General features: G+C 73.3%; 18 protein-coding genes. 6 read left to right on the top strand and 12 right to left on the bottom strand.

The annotated features are described in order from the left end of the window. Positions 1-18: 18 nt before the first annotated feature. The 10 genes from O7612_RS17980 to O7612_RS17935 are packed head-to-tail and all read right to left on the bottom strand — an operon-like array spanning position 19 to position 9,667. On the bottom strand, positions 19-1,089 hold the full coding sequence (locus O7612_RS17980) for a LacI family DNA-binding transcriptional regulator (protein ID WP_282265734.1): 1,071 nt from the start codon (positions 1,087-1,089) through the stop codon (positions 19-21). A gap of 39 nt (positions 1,090-1,128) precedes the next feature. Next, complete coding sequence (locus tag O7612_RS17975) at positions 1,129-1,791, bottom strand: SDR family oxidoreductase (RefSeq protein WP_282265733.1); 663 nt, start codon at positions 1,789-1,791, stop codon at positions 1,129-1,131. Beyond that, a complete protein-coding gene (locus O7612_RS17970) occupies positions 1,788-2,570 on the bottom strand; it encodes an aldolase/citrate lyase family protein (protein ID WP_282265732.1) in 783 nt (260 codons plus the stop codon). The genes O7612_RS17975 and O7612_RS17970 overlap by 4 nt, the downstream gene beginning before the upstream one ends. Further along, complete coding sequence (locus tag O7612_RS17965) at positions 2,570-3,649, bottom strand: ABC transporter substrate-binding protein (protein ID WP_282265731.1); 1,080 nt, start codon at positions 3,647-3,649, stop codon at positions 2,570-2,572. Before O7612_RS17965 ends, O7612_RS17970 begins: the two co-directional genes overlap by 1 nt. Then, on the bottom strand, positions 3,646-4,506 hold the full coding sequence (locus O7612_RS17960; protein WP_282265730.1) for an ABC transporter permease: 861 nt from the start codon (positions 4,504-4,506) through the stop codon (positions 3,646-3,648). Before O7612_RS17960 ends, O7612_RS17965 begins: the two co-directional genes overlap by 4 nt. Then, positions 4,503-5,294: an ABC transporter ATP-binding protein gene (locus O7612_RS17955; protein ID WP_282265729.1), complete on the bottom strand. Its 792-nt coding sequence runs from the start codon at positions 5,292-5,294 to the stop codon at positions 4,503-4,505. The genes O7612_RS17960 and O7612_RS17955 overlap by 4 nt, the downstream gene beginning before the upstream one ends. A 2-nt stretch (positions 5,295-5,296) precedes the next feature. Then, positions 5,297-6,235: a polysaccharide deacetylase family protein gene (locus tag O7612_RS17950; RefSeq protein WP_067314771.1), complete on the bottom strand. Its 939-nt coding sequence runs from the start codon at positions 6,233-6,235 to the stop codon at positions 5,297-5,299. After that, positions 6,229-7,665 carry an MmgE/PrpD family protein gene (locus O7612_RS17945; protein WP_282265728.1) on the bottom strand — a complete coding sequence of 479 codons (1,437 nt, stop codon included), beginning with the start codon at positions 7,663-7,665 and terminating at the stop codon, positions 6,229-6,231. Before O7612_RS17945 ends, O7612_RS17950 begins: the two co-directional genes overlap by 7 nt. Further along, positions 7,662-8,693 (bottom strand): zinc-binding dehydrogenase, encoded by a 1,032-nt coding sequence (locus O7612_RS17940; RefSeq protein WP_282265727.1) that lies wholly within the window; start codon positions 8,691-8,693, stop codon positions 7,662-7,664. The genes O7612_RS17945 and O7612_RS17940 overlap by 4 nt, the downstream gene beginning before the upstream one ends. Further along, a complete protein-coding gene (locus O7612_RS17935; protein ID WP_282265726.1) occupies positions 8,690-9,667 on the bottom strand; it encodes an asparaginase in 978 nt (325 codons plus the stop codon). The genes O7612_RS17940 and O7612_RS17935 overlap by 4 nt, the downstream gene beginning before the upstream one ends. 228 nt (positions 9,668-9,895) lie before the next feature. Here O7612_RS17935 and O7612_RS17930 point away from each other — a divergent pair, with 228 nt between their 5' ends. After that, entirely contained in the window at positions 9,896-10,585 is a 690-nt protein-coding gene (locus tag O7612_RS17930) for a helix-turn-helix domain-containing protein (RefSeq protein WP_282265725.1), read from the top strand. A gap of 276 nt (positions 10,586-10,861) precedes the next feature. Here the strand turns inward: O7612_RS17930 and O7612_RS17925 are convergent, their stop codons facing one another. Then, positions 10,862-11,260: a VOC family protein gene (locus O7612_RS17925; RefSeq protein WP_282265724.1), complete on the bottom strand. Its 399-nt coding sequence runs from the start codon at positions 11,258-11,260 to the stop codon at positions 10,862-10,864. Positions 11,261-11,447: 187 nt separating this feature from the next. On the opposite strand from O7612_RS17925, the gene O7612_RS17920 reads away from it, so the two are divergent. From O7612_RS17920 to O7612_RS17905, 4 genes are all read left to right on the top strand, one after another. Continuing rightward, positions 11,448-11,732: a hypothetical protein gene (locus O7612_RS17920; RefSeq protein ID WP_282274114.1), complete on the top strand. Its 285-nt coding sequence runs from the start codon at positions 11,448-11,450 to the stop codon at positions 11,730-11,732. A 15-nt stretch (positions 11,733-11,747) separates the two neighbouring features. Then, a complete protein-coding gene (locus O7612_RS17915) occupies positions 11,748-13,166 on the top strand; it encodes a methyltransferase (protein WP_282265723.1) in 1,419 nt (472 codons plus the stop codon). Further along, on the top strand, positions 13,159-15,252 hold the full coding sequence (locus tag O7612_RS17910) for a sulfatase-like hydrolase/transferase (protein WP_282265722.1): 2,094 nt from the start codon (positions 13,159-13,161) through the stop codon (positions 15,250-15,252). Before O7612_RS17915 ends, O7612_RS17910 begins: the two co-directional genes overlap by 8 nt. Before the next feature lie 215 nt (positions 15,253-15,467). Continuing rightward, positions 15,468-16,751, top strand: coding sequence for a citrate synthase (locus O7612_RS17905; RefSeq protein ID WP_282265721.1), 1,284 nt, complete (start codon positions 15,468-15,470; stop codon positions 16,749-16,751). A 170-nt stretch (positions 16,752-16,921) separates the two neighbouring features. Here O7612_RS17905 and O7612_RS17900 read toward each other — a convergent pair whose 3' ends face one another. Next, on the bottom strand, positions 16,922-18,328 hold the full coding sequence (locus O7612_RS17900) for a glycosyltransferase family 4 protein (protein WP_282265720.1): 1,407 nt from the start codon (positions 18,326-18,328) through the stop codon (positions 16,922-16,924). Positions 18,329-18,650: 322 nt separating this feature from the next. On the opposite strand from O7612_RS17900, the gene glgX reads away from it, so the two are divergent. Further along, on the top strand, positions 18,651-20,771 hold the full coding sequence (gene glgX, locus O7612_RS17895) for a glycogen debranching protein GlgX (protein WP_282265719.1): 2,121 nt from the start codon (positions 18,651-18,653) through the stop codon (positions 20,769-20,771). The last annotated feature ends 1 nt before the right edge of the window (position 20,772 follow it).

Here is a 20,772-nt window from a genome sequence, read left to right as displayed (position 1 = left end):
GGGTCCGCCGGGCGGCCGTCAGTTCACCGGCGTGCGCGCCCGGGACACCGTCGGCAGCGCGACGGTACCCGCCACCGCCTCGGTGGTGTCGGGGGAGAAGTCGGCGGTGGTCGCGCGGACGACCAGTTCCGGGGCCAGCCGCACCGACGTGGTACGGCCCGAGTCGAGCAGGGTGAGCAGGGCGTGCAGGGCCTGCGAGCCCATGTCCCGCAGCGGGGTGCGGATCGAGGTGAGCGGGACCAGGAGTTGGGCGTCCACGTCGATGTCGTTGTAGCCGACCACCGCCACCTGCCGGCCCACCCGCAGGCCGTGGTCGCGCAGGGTGCCCATCGCCCCGATCGCGGCGAAGTCGTTGACCGCGAAGACACCGTCCGGCTGACCGCCGGCCAGCAGTTCGGCCATCGCCGAGGCTCCACCGGCGACGTCGAAGGTGGACGGGGCCACCCGGCGGGGGTCGACCGGCACGCCCCGGGCCTTCGCCGCGGCGAGGAAGCCCGCGACCCGGTCGGCGGAGGTGCTGGCGTGCCCCGGACCGGCGATCACCGCCAGCCGCCGGCACCCGACGTCGATCAGGTGCTCGGCGGCGAGCCGACCGCCGAGGCGGTCCCGGCCGGTCACCGACGGGAAGCCGCGCGAGGCCCGGCTGACCAGTACGAACGGCACCCCGTCGGCGGTCAGCCGGGCCAGCATCGGGTCGTGGCGTCGGGCGTCACCGATGATCAGCCCGTCCACCCGTTCCCCGATCAGCCGCTGGATGCGCAGCGCCCGCGCCTCGTCGTCGTCCCAGCTGCTGCTCACCACCGCCTGGTAGCCGGCGGCGGCAGCGGCGGCGTCGATGCCCTCGAAGACGGTGGCCAGCACGATGTCGGTGATCCGGGGGACCAGCACGCCGATCACCCCGGTCTTGCCGCTGCGCAGGCTCGCCGCCCAGCGGTCCCGGTGGAAGCCGAGCTGCTTGGCGGCGTCCACGATCCGGGTCGCGGTCGCCGGACTGACCCGGACGTCGTCGCCGCGCAGCACCCGGGAGACCGTGGAGACGTGTACGCCGGTGAGGCCGGCGACATCGCGCAACGTCACCCGTTTGTTCACTGTGCCTCCCGTGCCGCTCCCGTGCCCGTACCCGGCAACCTAGCTGAGATGACTGCCCCCGTTCACATCGAAGGTCATGCCGGTGACCGTGGCGCAGGAGTCGGAGAGCAGGAACAGTACGATGTCGGCGATCTCCCGCGCCGAGGAGACCCGGCCCAGCGGCATCCGGGCCCGCAACCCCGCCTTCTGGTCGGCGGTGAGCCGGTCGTGCATCGGGGTGGCCACCGGGCCGGGCGCGACGGCGTTCACCCGTACCCCGCGGGGTCCGAAGTCGACCGCGAGGTGCCGCATCAGGCCGAGCACCCCGGCCTTCGCCGCCGCGTACGCGGTACCCGACAGCCGGGTGCCGCCGTCACGGGCGTTGAGGCTGCTCATCAGCACCAGCGACCCGCCACCGGCCGCCGCCATCCGGGGCACCACGGCCTGGCTGACGACGAACGCGGCGGTCAGGTTGTTGCGCAGGGTGCGGTCCCACTCGGCGAGGCTGGTCTGTTCGATGCCACCGGCGCTGACCACCCCGGCCAGGTGGGCCACCCGCTGCGGGGTGCCGATGGCGTCCACGAACGCGCCCACCGCGACCGGATCGGCGGCGTCCACGCCGGTGGCGACGTCCAGCACGTGCACCGTCTCGCCCCGGGCGCGGGCGGCGGCGACCACGGCCGCGCCGATGCCGCTGGCCCCGCCGGTCACCAGCAGGCTCACGACGCACCGCCGAGGATCTCGTCGCGGGCCCGCCGGTAGGCGTCGGAGAGCAGCATCTCCGGCTGGGAGTAGACGACGAAGCGCACCCCCCGGTCGATCCAGCGGCGGGCCTCCTCGGCCGAGTAGGCCAGCATGCCGGCGACCCGACCGGCGGCGACGACCCGCTCGACGAACGCGATCGCGTGCTTCTCGACCTCCGGGTGGGTGGGCTGGTAGCCCAGGCCCAGCTTGACCGACAGGTCGGCCCGGCCGAGCATCAGCACGTCGAGGTCGGCGGCGAGGATGTCGTCCAGGTTGGCCAGTCCGGCCGGGGTCTCCACCAGGGCGACGACGGTGGTGTTCCGCCCGGCCCAGGTCAGGTAGCGGTCGAAGTCGCCCCGGGCGGTGCCGTGCCCGGCGGCCCGCGCCGCCGAGCACAGCGTCCGGTCACCGACCGGCGGGTAGTGGGTGAGCCGGGCCGCCTCGACGGCCTGCGCGCCGGTCTCGACCAGCGGCAGCACCACCCCACCGGCGCCGCTGTCCAGGGACCAGAGCAGGTCCTTCTCCTCGATCCGGCGCAGCCGGACCAGCGGGGTGGTCCCCGCCGAGCCGGCCGCCCGGACCATCGCCAGCACGCTCTGTTCGTCGGCGGCGGCGTGCTCGGTGTCCACGACGAGGAAGTCGTAGCCGAGGGCACCGAGGATCTCGCCGATCGCCGGTTCCTGGAGCAGGGTCAGGCTGCCGAGGGCGACGCCACCGTCGCGCAGCACCTCGGCCAGCCGGCTCGGACGGGGAAACATCAGGACTCCAGCTTCTGCACGCCGCCGCAGTCGCGGTTGGCCGGCACCTCACCGACGATCTTCAGGGCGGCGTCGACGACGGAACCGTCGTGCCACTCGCCGACCTCCGGCAGCTTCTCGATGATCTTGTTGTCGAGCAGCCACTTGCCGTCCTCGGCGGCCACCGTGGCGGTGTCCACCCGACCGTTCGGGTCCATGTACGGCCACTGGTCGGTCCCGTACAGCTTGGTGATCGTCGCCGCCGGCACCTTGGTCCGCTCGGCCACGATGGAGATCACGTCGTCCTTGTTGGCCGGGTCCTGGTAGTAGCGCACGCCCTCCAGCCAGCCGGCCATCCACCGGGCCGCGACCTCGGGCCGCTTGCTGATGAAGTCCTGCGACATGGTGATCAGGCCCTGCTCCTGGTTGGGCGCGACCTCGTTCATCGCCAGCACCCGCTTGGCCTGCCCGTCGGTGATGAGCTGGTACGCCAGCGGCTGTACCACGAAGCCGGCGTCCACCGCACCGCTCTTGAGCGCGTTCGCCGTGTCCGGGTAGCTCAGGGTCACGATCTGCCCCAGGTCGGACTGCTTGAGCCCGACCTCACCCAGCGCCCGGTCCAGCCAGTACTCGGTGGTCGAACCCTTGGCCAGGATGGCGACCTTCTTGCCCTTGAGGTCGGCGACGCTCTTGAGCCCGCCGTCGAAGGCCTGGGTGCGGGCCAGCAGGAGGTTGTCCGACGCGCACCGGTACTGCTGCCGGTCGGCCACCGCCCGCACCCGCAGGCCCTGGTTGACCGCGTTGAACAGCGCGCCACCGGTGCCCGGGATGTTCACGTCCAGCTTGCCCTGACCCTGCACCGCCAGCCGGGAGTAGATGTCGGCGTTGCTGAACTCCACCTCGACCTGGTGCTTGCCGAAGAAGCCCTTCGCGTCGGCCACCATCATCGGGGCCAGCGAGAGGATCTCCAGCGAGTTGACCGTCACCTTGTCGGTGCCGCCGGCACCCGTCGACTCGGCGTCGTCACCGCAGGCCGCGGTGCCGAGCAGCAGGCTCGCCCCCAACAGCGCGGCGATGACACCCTTGTTCTTGATGGTCATGATTGGCCCTCCGTCCAGCTGAAGAAGCGCCGCTGCACCCGCAGCGTCACCGTGGTGAGGAAAAAGCCCATCGCCGCGATCACCGCGAGCGTGGCGTACATGTTGTCGATCTGATAGATCTGCCAGTACCGCCAGGTCATCGACCCGACGCCGTCGCTGGCGGCGAGGAACTCACCGGCGATCGTGCCCAGCAGGGCCAGCCCGGCGGCCAGCCGGATACCGGCGAAGATGGACGGCAGCGCGCCCGGCAGCACGATCTTCCACAGGATCTGCTGCCGGCCGGCGCCCAGGTTGCGGGCCATCAGGATCAGCCGCTCGTCGACCTGGAGCACCCCGGACATCGCGTTCACCACGGCCGGGAAGAACGAGATGATGCCGGCGAGCACCACGATCGGCCGTCCGCCGGTGCCGAAGATGACCAGCAGCAGCGGCAGGATCGCCACCACCGGGATCGGGTACGTGATGGCGATCAGCGGGTCGATCAGCACCCGCACCCACTTCGACCGTCCCATCGCGATGCCCAGCAGCGTCGCCGGGATCACGCCGAGCAGGAAGCCGAGCAGGATCCGCTGGGCGGTGATCCCGATGTTCGGCAGCAGCTCCCCGGAGGAGAACAGGTCGACCAGCGCCTGCACGCACTCCGACGGGGCCGGGAAGAAGGTCTTGTCGATCAGCCCGGCCATGCTGCCGCCCTGCCACAGCGCCAGCACCACGACCACCGGGACCATGCTGCCCAGCCCGCTGCTGAGCAACCTGAACCCGCGACCCGGCGGGCGTTCCGCGCGGGGGTCGACCGCGTAGCGGACCACGGGTTCGTCGGTGGCCCGCTCCCGGGTCGGCACGCTCTGCTCGCTCATCGGTCCCCCTTCGCTTCCGCCCACTCGGCCGCCAGGGTGGCGTCCCGCAACTGCGCCCACAGGTGGCGCTTCAACTCGGTGAACCGCGGGTCCAACTCGACGTCGCGGGTACGCGGCCGGGGGAACGGCACCCGGATCTCCTCGACCACCCGGGTCGGCCGGGGCCCGAGCACGATGATCCGGTCCGCCAGCAGCAGCGCCTCCTCGATGCTGTGCGTGATGAACAGGACCGTCTTGCGGTGTCTCGACCAGACCTGGAGCAGCTCGTCCTGCAGCAGCGTGCGGGTCTGGGCGTCCACCGCCGCGAACGGCTCGTCCATCAGCAGGACCTCGGGGTCGCTGGCCAGCGCGCGGGCGATCCCGGCCCGCTGGCGCATCCCGCCGGACAACTCGTGCGGCTTGTTGTCGGCGAACGCCTCGATGCCCATCATCGTCAGGTGCTCCCGGGCCACCTCCCGCCGCCGGGCGGCGGGCACCCCCCGCAGCTCCAGCCCGAACGCCACGTTGTCGGCGATGGAGCGCCACGGGATCAGCGCGTAGTCCTGCCAGACGATCGAGGTGAGCGGGCCGGCGGCGGTGCGGTCGCCGACGAACCGGATCTCCCCGTCGTCCGGCCGGCGCAGCCCGCCGAGCAGGCCGAGCAGCGTGGACTTGCCGCACCCGCTCGGCCCGATGACGCAGACGAACTCCTGCGCCTCGATGGTGGTGCTGAGGCTGCCGACCACCGACAGCCGGCTCCCGTCGGCCCGGGGATAGCCCTTGGCCACGTTGTCGATCTCGATGCGCATGGTCACTGCCCTCCGTGGGCCGGCAGGTCGGAGTAGTGGTGGTGCCACCAGTCGGCGATGTCCCGCCGCCGGGCGAACCAGACCCCGGGCAGGTCCTGCGCCCAGGCGATCAGGTCACGCAGCGCGGAGGCCCGGCCGGCCTGGCCGATCAGCCGGGCATGCAGCCCGATCGAGATCATCTTGGGGGAGGTCTCGCCCTCCTCCCACAGGTACTGGATGCCCCGCCGGCAGTTCTCGAAGAAGTCCGTCGGGTTGCCGTAGCCGGGGCTGAAGGCGAACCGGCCGTCGTTGTAGGTGTGCGTGTACGGCACCACCAGGTGCCGCTGCCCGGCCACCTGCACCCAGTACGGCAGGTCGTCGTTGTAGGCGTTGGAGTCGTAGCGGAAGCCGCCCTCCTCGACCAGCAGCCGCCGGGTCCGGTCCGACGGGGCGTACCGGGAGTACCAGCCGACCGGGCGTTCCCCGCACAGCTCGGTGATCGTCGCCACCGCCTGCCGGATCTCGGCGCGTTCCTCGTCCTCGGTCATCCCCGACGGCTCCCGCCAGCGCAGGCCGTGCGAGCAGATCTCGTGCCCGGCGTCGACGAAAGCCCTGGTCAGCGGTCGGTTACGGGCCAGCGCCTCGGCGCAGCCGTACACGGTCACCGGGGTCTGCGTCCGGTCGAACAACCGCAGCAGCCGCCACGCCCCGGCCCGGCTGCCGTACTCGTAGACCGACTCCTGGGACAGGTCACGGTGCTCGGCGCTGGTCGGCGTGTACGAGATCTCGCCGACCCACTCGTTGACGCTGTCGCCGTCGAGGAGGCTGTGCTCGGCCCCCTCCTCGTAGTTGAGGCACAGGCTCACCGCCACCCGGGCGCCACCGGGCCACTCGACGCGGGGCAGGTCCGCGCCGTAGCCGATGAAGTCCCGCTCGGTGCCGGGTTCGACTCTGATCACCATGACGTCATGTCCTTTCTGCCGGATGGGCCGGGCCCAGCGGGAACCGGCGGCGGGCCGCCGTTCGGATTCGGTGCCCCACCCCGGACCAGCGCGGTGAGGTCTCGCAGTCGGGTCGCCCCGGGGGCCCGGGTCAGCCCGTGCAGCAGCTCGGCGGCCCCGGCGGGTGTCCCCGGCGTGCCCAGCAGCGCGGCGTCCACGGCGGCCAGCTCGTCGGCCGTCATCGGGTCCTCCCGGTCGCCGTGGTGGAATCGCGCCCGCCCGGACAGCCGGGCGCCGCTGCGCGTGGTCACCTCCACCACCGCCGGTCGGCCCGCCGGATACCCCGGGTCCAGACCGGGGTCGTGGCGTACGGTCACCCGCTCGGCGAGCCGGAACGCGCGGGTCCACCGGTCGTCCGCCGGCCCGGCCGGTGCGCCCGGGTCGGTGCCGAGCAGTCCGCAGGCCACCACCCACGGGAGGCTGAACTGGCGGGCCAGCCGGCCGACCGGCCGGCGCTGCGCCAGCAGGGACGCGCCCGCGTAGGTGTCCACGGTCACCGTCGCCACCTCGTCGGCCGGCAGGTCCCGGGCCATCGCCCGGGCCACTGTCCAGCCGGTCAGGGCGTGCGCGCACACCCCCACCGGCTTGAAGTAGGCGTCCGGCAGCAGCGGTCGGGACAGCAGCGCGGCGTCCACCGGCCGGTCGGCGACGCCCTGGTGGACGGTCCGGCCGAGGTGGGGCAGTGCCGCAGCGGCGGCCGGGAAGCCGCCGGCGGCGAGCCGGGCGACGACCAGTCCGTTGGCGGTGCCCAGGGCGGGCAGCAGGTAGTGGGCGGGGTGTCCGCGCCGGGTGTCGGCCTCCGGCCCGGCCAGCGCCACGGTCAGCGCCAGGTTCACCGTGTCGGTCACCCCGGCGGTGTCCTGCCCGGCGACCACCCCGGCGGCGGCCGCCGCCGCGCCGGTGCCCCACCCACCGTGCGGGTGCACCCCGGGGCGGGGCGGGCCGAGCAGCAGCCCGAGCCGGGCGCCGACCTCCCAGCCGACCGCCAGCGCCCGCAGGAACACCCGCAGGCTCCGGTCGTCGGCCTCGGTGGCGGCCAGCGCGGCGGCGTACGCGTGCAGCCCCGGGTGCCCCCGGGACTCGCGCAGCCCCTCGTCGCACTGGCTGACGGTGATCGCCGCCGCCGTCACCGCGGCGGCCCGCTCCGGCTGGTCCGTGCCGCCGGGGGCGGCCAGCAGGGTGCACCGGCCGTCCGGGTCGCCGGCGCTGTCGAGCCCGGCGGGCAGGTGCCCGCGGGCCGCGACGGCGTTGGCGGTCAGCCGGGCCGCCACCTGCCGGACCAGCACCTGTCCCGGACCCGTGGCCAGCAGCGTGTCGGCGGCCTCGACGGCACCGGCGACGAGCGTGGCCAGCACGTCGCCGCGGGCCTCCCCCCGCCGGTGTCCGGTCACGGCGTGATCACCTGCTTGCCGAGCACCCGCCGGTCGGCGAGCGCCTGGTGGGCCCGCCCGGCGTCGGCCAGCGACAGGACCGCGTCGACCCGGGGGGTGAGCTGTCCCGCCGCGACCAGGCCCAGCACCCGGGCGATCTCGTCGGGGCGCTGACTGCGCGACCCGCGCAGCTCGTACTCGTTGCGGAAGGTCTCGATGAGGTCGAGGTGCGGGTGCTCCCCGGCGTGGCCACCGCCGACGACCAGTCGACCGGTGGGGGCCAGGGTGCCCAGCGCCGCCTCGAAGACGTCGCCGCCGATGTGCTCGACGATCACGTCGAAGCCCGCGTCCCCGGTGATCTTCCGGGCCTCGGTGGCCCAGTCCGGATCCCGGGTGCTCAGCACCGCGTCCGCGCCGAGCGAGGAGACGAAGTCGGCCTTCGCCGGGTCGCCGATCAGGCCGACCACCCGGGCGCCGCCCAGCTTGGCGAGCTGGACCACGGCATGCCCGAGTCCGCCGGCCGCACCCGGGGCGAGCACCCACTCGCCGGGGGCGAGCCGGCCGATCGAGTACAGGGTGCGCCAGGCGGTGCCGAAGGAGATCGGGGTGGCCGCGGCGACCACCGGGTCGAGGTCACCGATGTCCAGCAGGCCGCGCGCCGGGGCCACCGCGTGCCGGGCGTAGCCGCCCCACCGGGTGATGCCGGGCATGTCGGCGTACGGGCAGAGGTTGGCCCGGCCGGTGAGACACCGGGGGCAGGTGCCGCAGGGCGTGTTGGGCAGCACCAGCACGCGGTCGCCGGGCGTCCGGCCGGTGACCCGGGAGCCGAGCCGTTCCACCACGCCGACGACCTCGCGGCCGAGCACGTGCGGCAGCCGCAGCGGCATCCGGGACACCCCGCTGCGCAGGTCGGCGTCGAGGTGGTTGACGGCGACGGCGAGTACCCGCAGCACGACCTCGTCCGGTCCGGGGTCGGGCAGGTCGACCTCGGCGGGGGTGAGGATCTCGGGGCCGCCGTACCCGTTCATGGTCACTGCTTCGGTCTTCACGCGTGACGTCCTTCCACCATGGCGTGCAGGGCTGCCGGCACGACGCCGGGTTCTTCGACGGCCAGGGCCAGGGCCAGCGCCACCCGGGCCTGGGCGCCGGTGAGGTCACCGGCGAACAGCGCGCCGGCCCGGGCGAGGGTGGCGCCGCCGCCGGCGTACACGGGGCGGACCCGACCGGCCCCGGTCCGGCTGGTGATGACCACCGGTACGCCGCGGCGGTGGGCCTCCCCGACGGCCTCGGCGACCGCGGGCGGGGCGTTGCCGGCGCCGAACGCCTCGACCACGATCCCGGCGGCCCCGGCGTGCAGCGACGCGCGCAGGTGGGTGCCGTCCGCACCGGCGACGAGCTTGACCAGGTCCACCCGGGGAAGCGCGGTGGGCACCGGGCGGTGGGCGTAGTGGCTGCCCCTGGCCGCGGTGGAGACCCGCAGCACGCCGTCCGGGTCGACCAGGGCGAGGACCCCGGCGGTGCCGCCGGAGAACGCCGACACCGCCGAGGTGTGCACCTTGCGGCTCTCCACCGCGGCGTAGGCGACGCCGCCCATCACCGTCGCCGCGCCGAGCGGCTGTGGTGCGGCGACCACCCGAAGCGCGTCGGCGAGGTTGCGCCCGGCGTCCGAGTCGGGTTCGTCGGCTCCGCGCTGCGCGCCGGTCAGCACGACGCGGGCGTCGGGGCCGGTGAACTGCCCGGTCAGGTAGGCGGCCTCCTCCAGGGTGTCGGTGCCGTGGGTGACGACCACACCGGTGAACCCCTCGGCCAGCTTGGCCCGGACGGCCCGCACGGTGGCGAGCATGTCGTCCAGGGAGAGCGTGAAGCTCGGGCGGCAGGACAGGTCGAAGCCGTGGATCTCCACGTCGGCCGTGCCGGCGACGTTCTTCAGCAGGTCCGTGACGGAGTCGGTCACGGCCAGGCCCTCGTCGGGGTTCCACCGCGACGCGATCGTCCCACCGGTTGCCAGAACCGCGATCCGCACCAGCCACACCCCCTTGCGCAAACGATTGCTCAATTGAGTGATGACGGTTGCACAAACGTTCGCCCTGCACAAGAGCTGCGGGAACGTCAAAACGAGGAAGTTGTGCGATGGTGACCTGCCAGGTGACAGGCCGGTGTCCGGCCTGTTGCCGTGTCCCGCTTCGTCCGGGTCCGGACCGGTGGCGGGTGCTGGCGCGGTCGCCGGCCGGCGGCGTGGCAGGCTTGGCCGGTGTACCGGGAACGACCTGCCGAGGTGATCGTCGGCGCGGTGCTCTGGGCCAGCGAGAGCGGACCGGACGCGTCGCCGACGCGGGTGCTGCCCGACGGCTGCCTGGACCTGCTCTGGTCCAGCCGGTCGGGCCTGGTGGTCGCCGGGCCGGACCGCACCGCGCAGTGGAGCGTGTCGACGCCGGGGGAGCGGTGGCGCGGGGTCCGGCTACCTCCCGGAGTGGGGCCGGCGGTCTTCGGTGTCCCCGCTGCCGACCTGCGTGACCAGCGGATACCGCTCGACGCGCTCTGGGGCCGGGAGGCCGGCAGGCTGGCCGGGCGGCTGGGGGACGCGCCCACCGCCGCCGACCTGGCCGGGGCGGCGGCCGACCGGCTCGCCCGGGTCGGCGGCGCGGACCCGCTCGGCCCCCGGGTGGCCGCCCTGCTCGCCGCCGGTGCCACGGTCGCCGCGACCGCCGCCGAGGTCGGCCTCGGCCCGCGCGCCCTGCACCGACGCAGCCAGGCCCTCTTCGGGTACGGCCCGAAGACGTTGGCCCGCATCCTGCGGCTACGCCGCGCCCTCGTGCTGGCCGGGCGCGGGACCGGGCTGGCCGAGGTGGCCGCCCGCGCCGGCTACGCCGACCAGGCCCACCTCACCCGCGACGTGCGGGACCTGACCGGCGTCCCGCCGACCACCCTGTTCGCCCGGTGACCGTCGCCCCGTCCGGCGGCCCGCCGGCACCGGGCGTCCCTGGCCAGGGTGCCACCGCCGCGTCCGGCGTCGGCGCGGGGTGCGCTCCGCGCGGTGCGGTTCGGGGCCGGCGGTCCCGCCCGGGTCGAGGGGCGGCTCGGCTCAGCCCGGGTCGAGGGGCGGCTCGGCTCAGCCCGGGTCGAGGGGCGGCTCGGCTCAGCCCGGGTTGAGGGGCGGCTCGGCTCAGCCCGGGTTGAGGGGCGGCTTGGCTCAGCCCGGGTTGAGGGGCGGCTTGGCTCAGCCCGGGTCGAGGGGGGCGAAGAGGTCGACGCCGTTGCCGTCCGGATCGTGCAGGATGGCGTACCGCTGGCCCCAGAAGGCGTCCCAGGGGGCGATCTCGCCGTGGAAGCCCGCGTCGGTCAGCGCGGTCCAGTAGCGGTCCACCTCGGCCGGGTCGGCGCACCGGAAGGCCAGGCTGGTGCGCGGGCTGCCGCCGGGTGGCGTCCAGTCGGGGTGGAACCCGCGCAACATCGCCACGGTGTCCCAGGCCAGCCGCAGACCACCCGGCAGGGTGACCTCGACGTGGTCCTGGTGGTCGGCGTCGGCCGGGATGTCCAATCCGAGCCGACGGTAGAAGTCCAGGGTGCGGGCCATGTCGCTGACCGCGCACCCGACGAGGTCGAACCGAGGTGTCATGCGGGCAGCGTAGGCAGACCGCCGTCGCGCGGTCTTGAACGGAACGGACCGGGCGCAGGGATCCAGGTTTCCCTCGCGGCGGCACCGGACGACGTACGGTGTCAGGGGAGCAAACCGGCTTTCAGGCATAAAAGCCTCATGGGGGCATGTCTGACGGGGCGATGACGGTGAGGGAAGGGAGCGGCCGATGATGCACCTGGCCTACCTGGACGCGGGGTCCGGCAGCCTGATCGTGCAGGCGGTGGTCGGTGGGACCGCGGGCGCGGCGGTCGCCGCGAAGCTCTACTGGCGGCGGCTCGCCGCCCGGTTCGGCCGCCGGCCCGCCGACTCCGGACGCACCGACACCGGACCCACCGCCGGACACAACGGGCACGGCCCCGCCGAGGTCGAGTCCGGAGCCGACCGGCGGCCCACCGGCCCCGCCGAGATCGTGCCGACCGAACGGCAGCCGCGCCAGTCGGCCGACAACTGACGGGCGGGCGTCCCGATGACCACCGCCGACCTGCGGATCCGGGCCGAACCCGGGTCCTTCCGCGACCCCGCCAACCGCGTCTTCCACCTCGGTGACCAGGTGTTGCGTGGCCTCGGCCCGCAGGCCGCCGCCGACTGGCGGTCCCTCGCGGCCAGCGACTTCTTCGCCGCGCTGCTCGCCGAGGGCAAGGTCTGCGGCACCACGGCGGTCGACCCGACGACGCTGCCGGACACCGGCTGGACGACGGTCCTGCGGCACGAGCGCATCCCGTTCGTGTCCCACCCGTACGAGTGGTCGTTCGGCATGCTGCGCGACGCCGCCCTGCTGCACCTGGAGATCCTGCGCCGGGCGCTGGAGGCGGGGTTCACCGTCAAGGACGGGTCGGCCTACAACCTCCAGTGGCGGGGGGCGACACCGGTGTTCATCGACATCGGCTCGTTCGCGCCGCTGGTCGAGGGCGAGCCGTGGGCCGGCTACCGGCAGTTCTGCCAGACCCTGCTCTATCCGCTGCTGCTCCAGGCGCACCTCGGGGTGGACTTCCAGCCCTGGCTGCGGGCCCGGGTCGACGGCATCGAGCCGGACCAGCTACGGCCGCTGTTCCGGGGGGTCCGACGGTTGCTGCCCGGGGTGCCGACGCACGTGCACCTGCACGGCGCGATGCAGGCCCGGCACGCCACGGCCAGCAGCAGTGCCGTCACCGCCCAGCTGCGCGACGCTGGCTACTCCCGCCAGTTGGCGCTGGCCACCGTACGCCGGCTGACCCGGTTGGTCCGTCGGCTGGACCGTCGGGTCGACGGCGGCCACTGGGTCGACTACCAGCGCACCTGCGGCTACAGCGCGCGGGACCGGACGGCCAAGGAGAGCTTCGTCGCGGCGGCGGCGACGGGCGGCACCGCCCGGTTGGCGCTCGACCTCGGCGCCAACGACGGTCGGTACGCCCGGATCGTCGCCCGGCACGCCGACCAGGTGGTCGCCGTGGAGCAGGACCCGGCCGTGGTCGACACCCTCTACCGGGCGCTGCGGGCCCAGGGCGACCGGCGGATCCTGCCGCTGGTGATGGACCTGGCCGACCCGTCGCCCGGTGGCGGCTGGGCGGGCGTGGAGCGGGCCGGGTTCGCCGCCCGGACCCACGCCGACCTGGTGCTCGCCCTCGCCGTGGTGCACCACCTGGCGATCGGTCGTAACGTGCCGCTGCCCGAGGTGGTCGACCAGTTGGTCCGGTACGTCCGGCCGGGCGGCCGGCTGGTGGTGGAGTTCGTCCACCCGCGGGATCCGATGGCGCTGCGGCTGTTCGCCAACAAGCCGGCCGGGATCTTCCCCGACTACCGGCGCGACGAGTTCGCCCGGCTGCTCGCCGCCCGCTGCCGGATCGAACGCCAGCAGGACCTGCCCTGCGGAACCCGGACGCTCTACCAGGCGGTGGTGGGTGGCTGAACCGACCCTCACCAACGCGCCGGACCGGCGGACCGGATCCGTCCCGCCCGCCGGGGCGGACGCTGGACACACTCCGTCCGCCGGGGCGGACGCCGGACCTACCCCGTCGGCCCGGCGGGTCGAGCTGCGCCGGGCCTGCGAGGTGGTCGCCCTGGTCGGCCTGGTGGTCACCCAGCCCCTGCTCGACGTGCTCGGACGCAGCCCCGACTTCTTCCTGTTCCACCGGGCCACCGGTCGTGACGTCCTCGCCCTGGTGGCGCTGGTCGCGCTGCTGCCCGGTGTGGTCGTGGTGCTGTTCGGGGCGCTGACCCGGCTGGCCGGCGACCGGGTCCGGGCCGGTGTCCACACCGTCGTCGTGGGGCTGCTGCTGGCCGCGTTGGCCGTGCAGGTGGGTCGGCAGCTCACGCCGCTGCGGGGGGTGCCGCTGCTGCTGGTGGCGGCGCTGGCCGGGGCGGCCGGGGCGGCGGCGCACCGGCGGTGGTCGACGCCCGGCCGGGTGCTGCGGGTGGCGGCCCTCGGCCCGCTGGTCTTCGTCGGGTTGTTCCTGTTCGTCTCGCCGGCCTCGGCGGTGGTGCTGCCCCGGGCGCACCAGGGTGCCGCCGGGGTGGCCGGTCCGGGATCGCACCCCCCGGTCGTCATGATCGTCCTGGACGAGTTGCCGCTGGTCTCGCTGCTCGGCCCGGACGGGCGGATCGACGCCACCCGCTACCCCAACTTCGCCGAGCTGGCCGGGGGCTCGACCTGGTACCGCAACGCCACCGGCGTCAGCGGCTGGACGCCGTACGCGCTGCCGGCGATGCTGACCGGTCGGTACCCGTCCGCCCCGTCCGCCCCGCACTACTCGCAGTACCCGGACAACCTCTTCACCGCCCTCGGCGGCCTGTACGACATCCGCGCGCAGGAGAGCATCACCCGGCTCTGCCCACCCAGCCGCTGTGACCAGCCGGTCGCCCCGGAGCAGGGGCTCGGGGTGCTGGTCCGGGAGAGCGGCACGCTGCTGCGCCGGATCGCCGCCCCGGTGGACAGCCGTATCGACCCGCAGGAGTCGTACCGGGAGCAGACCGCCGCCGAGGTGGGCCTGGACGCCGCCGAACCGGTCCCGGTCGACCCGAAGTTCCGCTGGGACAGCCTGAACGACAACCAGCCGGCCCGGTTCACCAGCTTCCTCGCCGGCCTGCGTCCGTCCGACCGGCCGACCCTGCACTTCCTGCACCTGCTGATGCCGCACCCGCCGTGGACGTACCTGCCGTCCGGGGCGCGGTACGACGCCCCGGACGACCTGCCCAACGACGGTACGGGCTGGGTGGAGCTGGCCCGTGCGCGGCACCTGGCCCAGCTGCGGTACACCGACCGGCTGCTGGGCGAGACGCTGCGGACGTTGCGCGCCGGTGGGCTGTACGACCGGTCGCTGGTCGTGCTCACCGCCGACCACGGGGTGAGTTTCACCCCGGACTGGCAGGGCCGGGGGCAGGACGCGATCGACCACGCGGCCGGCGAGGTCGCCTGGGTGCCGATGTTCGTCAAGGAACCGGGTCAGCGGGTCGGTCGGGTCGACGACCGCAACTGGGAGCACGTCGACCTGCTGCCCACCGTCGTCGACGCGGTGCACGTCCGGGTTCCGTGGCGGCTGGACGGGCGGTCGGCGGCGCTGCCGCCGCGCGAGCGTACCGAGAAGTACTTCTACGACCGGCCGGGTGAGCGGATCGTCCTGGCCGGCGGGGTGCCGGGCCGCCCCGCGCCGCCCGCCGTGCACCCGCTGGTCGGCACGACGGTGGGGGAGAGGCCGGTCGGCGGCACCGCCACCGTGGCGCACCTGAGCGCGTTCGACCACGTCGACCCGGCGGCGGGTGACCTGCCGGCCCTGGTCTGGGGCAGCGTGTCCCGGCAGGTGCCCGACGGCACGCTGCTCGCGGTCGCCGTCAACGGGCGGGTCGGCGCGGTGGTGCCGGTCGTGCCGCCGGACCGGGGTGGCCGTCGGTTCGCCGCCCTGCTGGCCGACGACCACCTCTTCCGGGCCGGTGCGAACCGGTTGGACCTCTACCGGGTGGGCACCGACGGCGCGCTGCGTCGGCTGACCCTATCCTGACCTTTCGTCGGCTTTCGCCGCTTTCTGCCGTCGCGTCCCCGGTGTCCGGCCGGTCGCGGCCGGTTCACGCCGGCCGGGGTTTCCGGACCGCCGGGCCGGGAAACGGGTGACGCATACCTCACCGCCGAACCACGGCGGGCGGTATCCCCGCGACCGCGATTACGGTAAAAGCGAAGGCAATTCAACGAAGATTCGCCGGCGAAGCGAGGAACCACATGACGGAAGTCAAGCTCGACCACCCCGGTGGGCAGCTTTCCATGCCGGTGCAGGGCGCGGTCGAGGGCCCCGCGGGCATCGGGGTCACCAAGCTGCTCAAGGAAACCGGGATGACAACATACGATCCCGGGTTCGTCAATACCGCGTCCTGTTCTTCCGCGATCACCTACATCGACGGTGACGCGGGCATCCTGCGGTATCGCGGCTACCCGATCGACCAACTGGCCGAGAAGTCCTCCTTCCTGGAGGTCTCCTACCTGCTCATCTACGGCGAGCTGCCGACCCAGCAGCAGCTGACCGAGTTCAGCGAGCGGATCCGGCGGCACTCCCTGCTGCACGAGGAGATGCGCCGGTTCTTCGACGGGTTCCCCCGGGACGCCCACCCGATGGCCGTGCTGTCCTCGGCGGTCAGCGCCATCTCCACCTTCTACCAGGACAGCCTGGACCCGTTCGACTCCGAGCACGTGGAGATGTCGACGGTCCGGCTGATGGCGAAGGTCCCCACCATCGCCTCGTACGCCTACAAGAAGTCCATCGGTCAGCCGCTGCTGTACCCGGACAACTCCCTGGGCTACGTGGACAACTTCCTCCGGATGACGTTCGGGGTGCCCGCCGAGCCGTACGAGGTCGACCCGGTGGTCGCCCGGGTGCTGGACATGCTCTTCGTCCTGCACGCCGACCACGAGCAGAACTGCTCGACCTCCACCGTCCGGCTGGTCGGCTCCAGCAACGCCAACCTGTTCGCCTCGGTCTCGGCCGGCGTGAACGCCCTGTTCGGCCCGCTGCACGGCGGGGCGAACCAGGCGGTGCTGGAGATGCTCGAGAAGATCGACGCCGAGGGCGGTGACGTCGCGTCCTTCGTCCGCAAGGTGAAGGACAAGCAGGACGGTGTGAAGCTGATGGGCTTCGGGCACCGGGTCTACAAGAACTACGACCCGCGGGCCGCCATCGTCAAGAAGGCCGCCCAGGACGTGCTCAACCGGATGGCCAAGCCGGACCCGCTGCTGGACCTCGCGATGCAGTTGGAGGAGATCGCCCTCGCCGACGACTTCTTCGTGTCCCGCCGGCTCTACCCCAACGTGGACTTCTACACCGGCCTGATCTACAAGGCCATGGGCTTCCCGACCAAGATGTTCACGGTGCTGTTCGCACTGGGCCGGCTGCCCGGCTGGATCGCCCAGTGGCGCGAGATGATCAGCGATCCGGAGACGAAGATCGGCCGGCCCCGGCAGATCTACACCGGTGCCCCGGAGCGGGAGTTCACCGCGATCTCGCAGCGCTGACCCCCGGTGACCGACGAAGGCCGCCGACCCCGCTTGAGGGTCGGCGGCCTTCCCGCGTACGCGGGGCCGGTCAGCGCAGGCCGACGGTCACGCAGGCCGGACGGTCTACGACGGCCCGCCGGTCAGCGCAGGCCGGTAGAGCACAGCCGACGGCCAGGACGGCCCGCCGGTCAGCGCAGCCCGGCGGCGACGAGCAGGTTGCCCGTCGGGATCGGGGCGGTGACCCGGCCGGTCGCCATCCGCTGCTCGGCGCGCTGCGCGGTGAACACGGCGTCCCCGGCGATCGCCGAGGCGTACGCCGTCGCGGTGCGCTGGGCGATCGCCGACCAGCCGTACTGCTCGTGCACCATGGCGCGGGCCCGGCGGGCGAGCACCCGGGCGCGCTCCCGGTCCGACAGCACCGCGTGGACGGCCTCGGTGAGGTCGGCCGGGTCCTCCGGGGCGAAGGTCATCCCGGTCACCCCGGGCTCGACGATCTCGGCCAGCCCGCCGGTCTCGGCGACCGCGAGCGGCGCCCCGGCCGCCGCCCCCTCCAGGGCGACCATGCCGAACGGCTCGTAGATGCTGGGCACCGCGAAGCAGTCCGAGGCGGCCATCACGGCCGGCAGGTCGGTGCCGCCGAGGAAGCCGGGCATGGCGACCGTGCCGGCCAACCCGAGCCGGTGCACCTCGGCCTCCAGTTCGGCCCGGTACGGCCCGTCGCCGACGATCACCGCCCGTAGGCCGGGGTGCCGGTCCCGCAGCCGGGGCAGGCCGGCGATCAGGTGCTGGACGCCCTTCTCGTAGACCAGCCGGCCGGCGAAGGTGACCAGCGGACCGTCCCCGGCGAACCGGGTGCGGGCCGCGGTGACCGCCGAGGTCGGCACCTTCCAGCGGTGCGGCTCGACGCCGTTGGGGACCACGTCGACCCGGGCCGTCGGCACGTCGAACAGCGCGCCCACCTCGTCGCGCATGTACCGGGAGCAGACGATGACCCGGCCGGACTCGGCGGCCAGCCACTGCTCGACGCCGTGGATGGTGCGGTTCATCTCGCCCGGCAGCCAGCCCTGGTGCCGCCCGGCCTCGGTGGCGTGGATGGTGCTGACCAGCGGCACGTCCAGGTGGGCGCGCAGCGTCATGGCGGTGTGCGCGACCAGCCAGTCGTGCGCGTGGATCACGTCGTACGTGCCGGACTCGGCGGCCCGCAGGGCGGCCCGGGTGAGGCTGTGGTTGAACGCCATCGTCCAGGCCAGCAGGGAGTCGGTGGCCAGCGGGAAGGTCACCGGATCCTCGGCGGCCCGGACGATCCGTACCCCGTCGGCGTACTCCTCCAGCGGGGCGCCGTCGGTGTGCCGGGTGACCACGGTGACCTCGTGCCCGGCGGCGGCCAGGGCCACCGACAGGGCGTGCACGTGTCGGCCGAGCCCACCGACCAGCACCGGCGGGTACTCCCAGGAGAGCATCAGGATGCGCCGGGTGCGCGGGGGCACGCCGGAGCCGCCACCCTGCTGGGGGAGCTGGGGCCGGAAGGTGGGGGTGGGCCGGCAGGTCCGGTCCACAGCGGTCGCGAGGTGTTCGCTGACCCGCAGGGTGGTCACATCGATCTCCGTCCGTACACACGAGGGGTCGCGCCGGCAACGACGACGGCGGAAGGTGGTGGCTGGGGATGGCCGGGGGCCGAGGGCGGACCCGCACGGGCGCGTGTCCGCGTCCAGCAAAGGCCATCGCGCGGCCCGGCGCATCTTGAAACGGCCTATCGTGACGGACGACACCCGACGGTCCGGTACACCCCGGACGGGTGGAAGTCGGGAGTTGCCCGAACGGGTGGATTGGCGGGGGCGGCCGCAGGGCATTAGCGGCGTGCGCTCCGGCGGTCACCGACCCGGCCGGTGCGCTCATGATCATGGCCTAAGGAGCGAGATGCAGGTCTGGCCGGGTGAGCGTTACCCCCTGGGCGCCACCTATGACGGGATGGGCACCAACTTCGCGATCTTCTCGGAGGTCGCCGAGAAGATCGAGCTGTGCCTGTTCGACGAGTGGGACATCGGCACCGAACGCCGGGTGGAGCTGCGCGAGGTCGACGCCTACGTCTGGCACGCCTACATCCCCGGCGTCGAACCCGGCCAGCGCTACGGCTTCCGGGTGTACGGGCCGTGGAACCCGGCCGAGGGGCTGCGCTGCAACCCGCACAAGCTGCTGCTCGACCCGTACGCCAAGGCTGTCGACGGGGAGGTCACCTGGAACCCGGCGGTCTACGACTACGAGCTGGGTGGCGACCCGGACCGGATGTCGGAGACCGACTCGGCCCCGTTCATGCCCAAGTCGGTGGTGGTGAACCCGTACTTCGACTGGGGCAACGACCGGCCGCCGCGCACCCCGTACCACCATTCGGTGATCTACGAGGCGCACGTGCGCGGGCTGACCATGCGCCACCCCGGCATCCCGGAGGAACTGCGCGGCACCTACGCGGCCATCGCCTCCCCGGTGATGATCGACTACTTCCGGCAGCTCGGGGTGACCGCGATCGAGCTGATGCCGGTGCACGAGTTCGTGCACGACCACCGGCTGGCCGACCTGGGCCTGCGCAACTACTGGGGTTACAACAGCATCGGCTTCTTCGCCCCGCACCACGGCTACTCGGCACTGGGCCGCCTGGGCCAGCAGGTGCAGGAGTTCCGGGGCATGGTCAAGGCGCTGCACGCCGCCGGCATCGAGGTCATCCTCGACGTGGTCTACAACCACACCGCCGAGGGCAACCACCTGGGTCCGACGCTGAGCTTCAAGGGCGTCGACGCCCCCAGCTACTACCGGCTGTCCGAAGAGGACAGACGGTACTTCGTCGACTACACCGGCACCGGCAACAGCCTCAACGTGCGCAGCCCGCACTCGCTTCAGCTGATCATGGATTCGCTGCGCTACTGGGTGACCGAGATGCACGTCGACGGCTTCCGGTTCGACCTGGCGGCCACCCTGGCCCGCGAGTTCTACGAGGTCGACCGGCTGTCCACGTTCTTCGAGGTGGTGCAGCAGGACCCGGTGGTCAGCCAGGTCAAGCTGATCGCCGAGCCGTGGGACGTCGGCCCCGGCGGCTACCAGGTCGGCAACTTCCCACCCCTGTGGACGGAATGGAACGGCAAGTACCGCGACACGGTGCGCGACTTCTGGCGCGGGGAGCCGGCCACCCTGGCCGAGTTCGCCTCCCGCATCTCCGGCTCGGCCGACCTCTACCAGGACGACGGCCGCCGCCCCTTCCACAGCATCAACTTCGTCACCTGCCACGACGGGTTCACCCTCAACGACCTGGTGTCGTACAACGACAAGCACAACGAGGCCAACGGTGAGGAGAACCGCGACGGCGAGGGGCACAACCGGTCCTGGAACTGCGGCGTCGAGGGGGAGACCGACGATCCCGGCGTCAAGGCCCTGCGAGCCCGGCAGCGCCGCAACTTCCTCGCCACCCTGATGCTCTCCCAGGGCGTGCCGATGCTCGGCCACGGCGACGAGCTGGGCCGCACCCAGCACGGCAACAACAACGCCTACTGCCAGGACAGCGAACTGGCCTGGGTGGACTGGGCGCACGCCGACGACGAGCTGCTGACCTTCGTCCGGCGGCTCACCGACTTCCGCAACCGGCACCAGGTGTTCCGTCGCCGCCGGTTCTTCACCGGCCTGCCGGTGGGGGGCCGCGACACCGAGGCGGGGCTGCCCGACCTGGCCTGGTACACCCCCGACGGGCGGGAGATGACCGGCGAGGACTGGGGCAACGACTTCGGCCGGTCGGTGGCGCTGTTCGTCAACGGCGACGGCATCCCCGAACGCGGCCAGTACGGCCAGCGGCACCGGGACTCCTCGTTCCTGCTCTGTTTCAACGCCCACGACGCACCGCTGGACTTCACCCTGCCCGGCGAGGAGTTCGGCCAGCGGTGGGAACTGGTGATCAGCACGGCGGAACCGGACCCGGAGAAGCCGACGGTGGTCGACGCGGGCGGCGCGGTCTGCGTGCCGGACCGCTCCCTGGTGGTCCTGGAGAGGACGGTCTGAC

Origin of the sequence: Micromonospora sp. WMMD987 (assembly GCF_029581435.1) — a bacterium.
Lineage (GTDB): Bacteria > Actinomycetota > Actinomycetes > Mycobacteriales > Micromonosporaceae > Micromonospora > Micromonospora rifamycinica.
The sequence above is the reverse complement of the archived record's forward strand: the minus strand, read 5'-3'. Positions and strand labels throughout refer to the sequence as shown.

What these genes read in the sequence shown, in the direction of transcription:
- O7612_RS17970 (WP_282265732.1), bottom strand. Translation starts at nt 2,570, where the DNA reads ATGTTTCCCCGTCCGAGCCGGCTGGCCGAGGTGCTGCGCGACGGTGGC.
- O7612_RS17965 (WP_282265731.1), bottom strand. Translation starts at nt 3,649, where the DNA reads ATGACCATCAAGAACAAGGGTGTCATCGCCGCGCTGTTGGGGGCGAGC.
- O7612_RS17960 (WP_282265730.1), bottom strand. Translation starts at nt 4,506, where the DNA reads ATGAGCGAGCAGAGCGTGCCGACCCGGGAGCGGGCCACCGACGAACCC.
- O7612_RS17955 (WP_282265729.1), bottom strand. Translation starts at nt 5,294, where the DNA reads ATGCGCATCGAGATCGACAACGTGGCCAAGGGCTATCCCCGGGCCGAC.
- O7612_RS17950 (WP_067314771.1), bottom strand. Translation starts at nt 6,235, where the DNA reads ATGGTGATCAGAGTCGAACCCGGCACCGAGCGGGACTTCATCGGCTAC.
- O7612_RS17925 (WP_282265724.1), bottom strand. Translation starts at nt 11,260, where the DNA reads ATGACACCTCGGTTCGACCTCGTCGGGTGCGCGGTCAGCGACATGGCC.
- O7612_RS17920 (WP_282274114.1), top strand. Translation starts at nt 11,448, where the DNA reads ATGATGCACCTGGCCTACCTGGACGCGGGGTCCGGCAGCCTGATCGTG.
- O7612_RS17915 (WP_282265723.1), top strand. Translation starts at nt 11,748, where the DNA reads ATGACCACCGCCGACCTGCGGATCCGGGCCGAACCCGGGTCCTTCCGC.
- O7612_RS17905 (WP_282265721.1), top strand. Translation starts at nt 15,468, where the DNA reads ATGACGGAAGTCAAGCTCGACCACCCCGGTGGGCAGCTTTCCATGCCG.
- glgX (WP_282265719.1), top strand. Translation starts at nt 18,651, where the DNA reads ATGCAGGTCTGGCCGGGTGAGCGTTACCCCCTGGGCGCCACCTATGAC.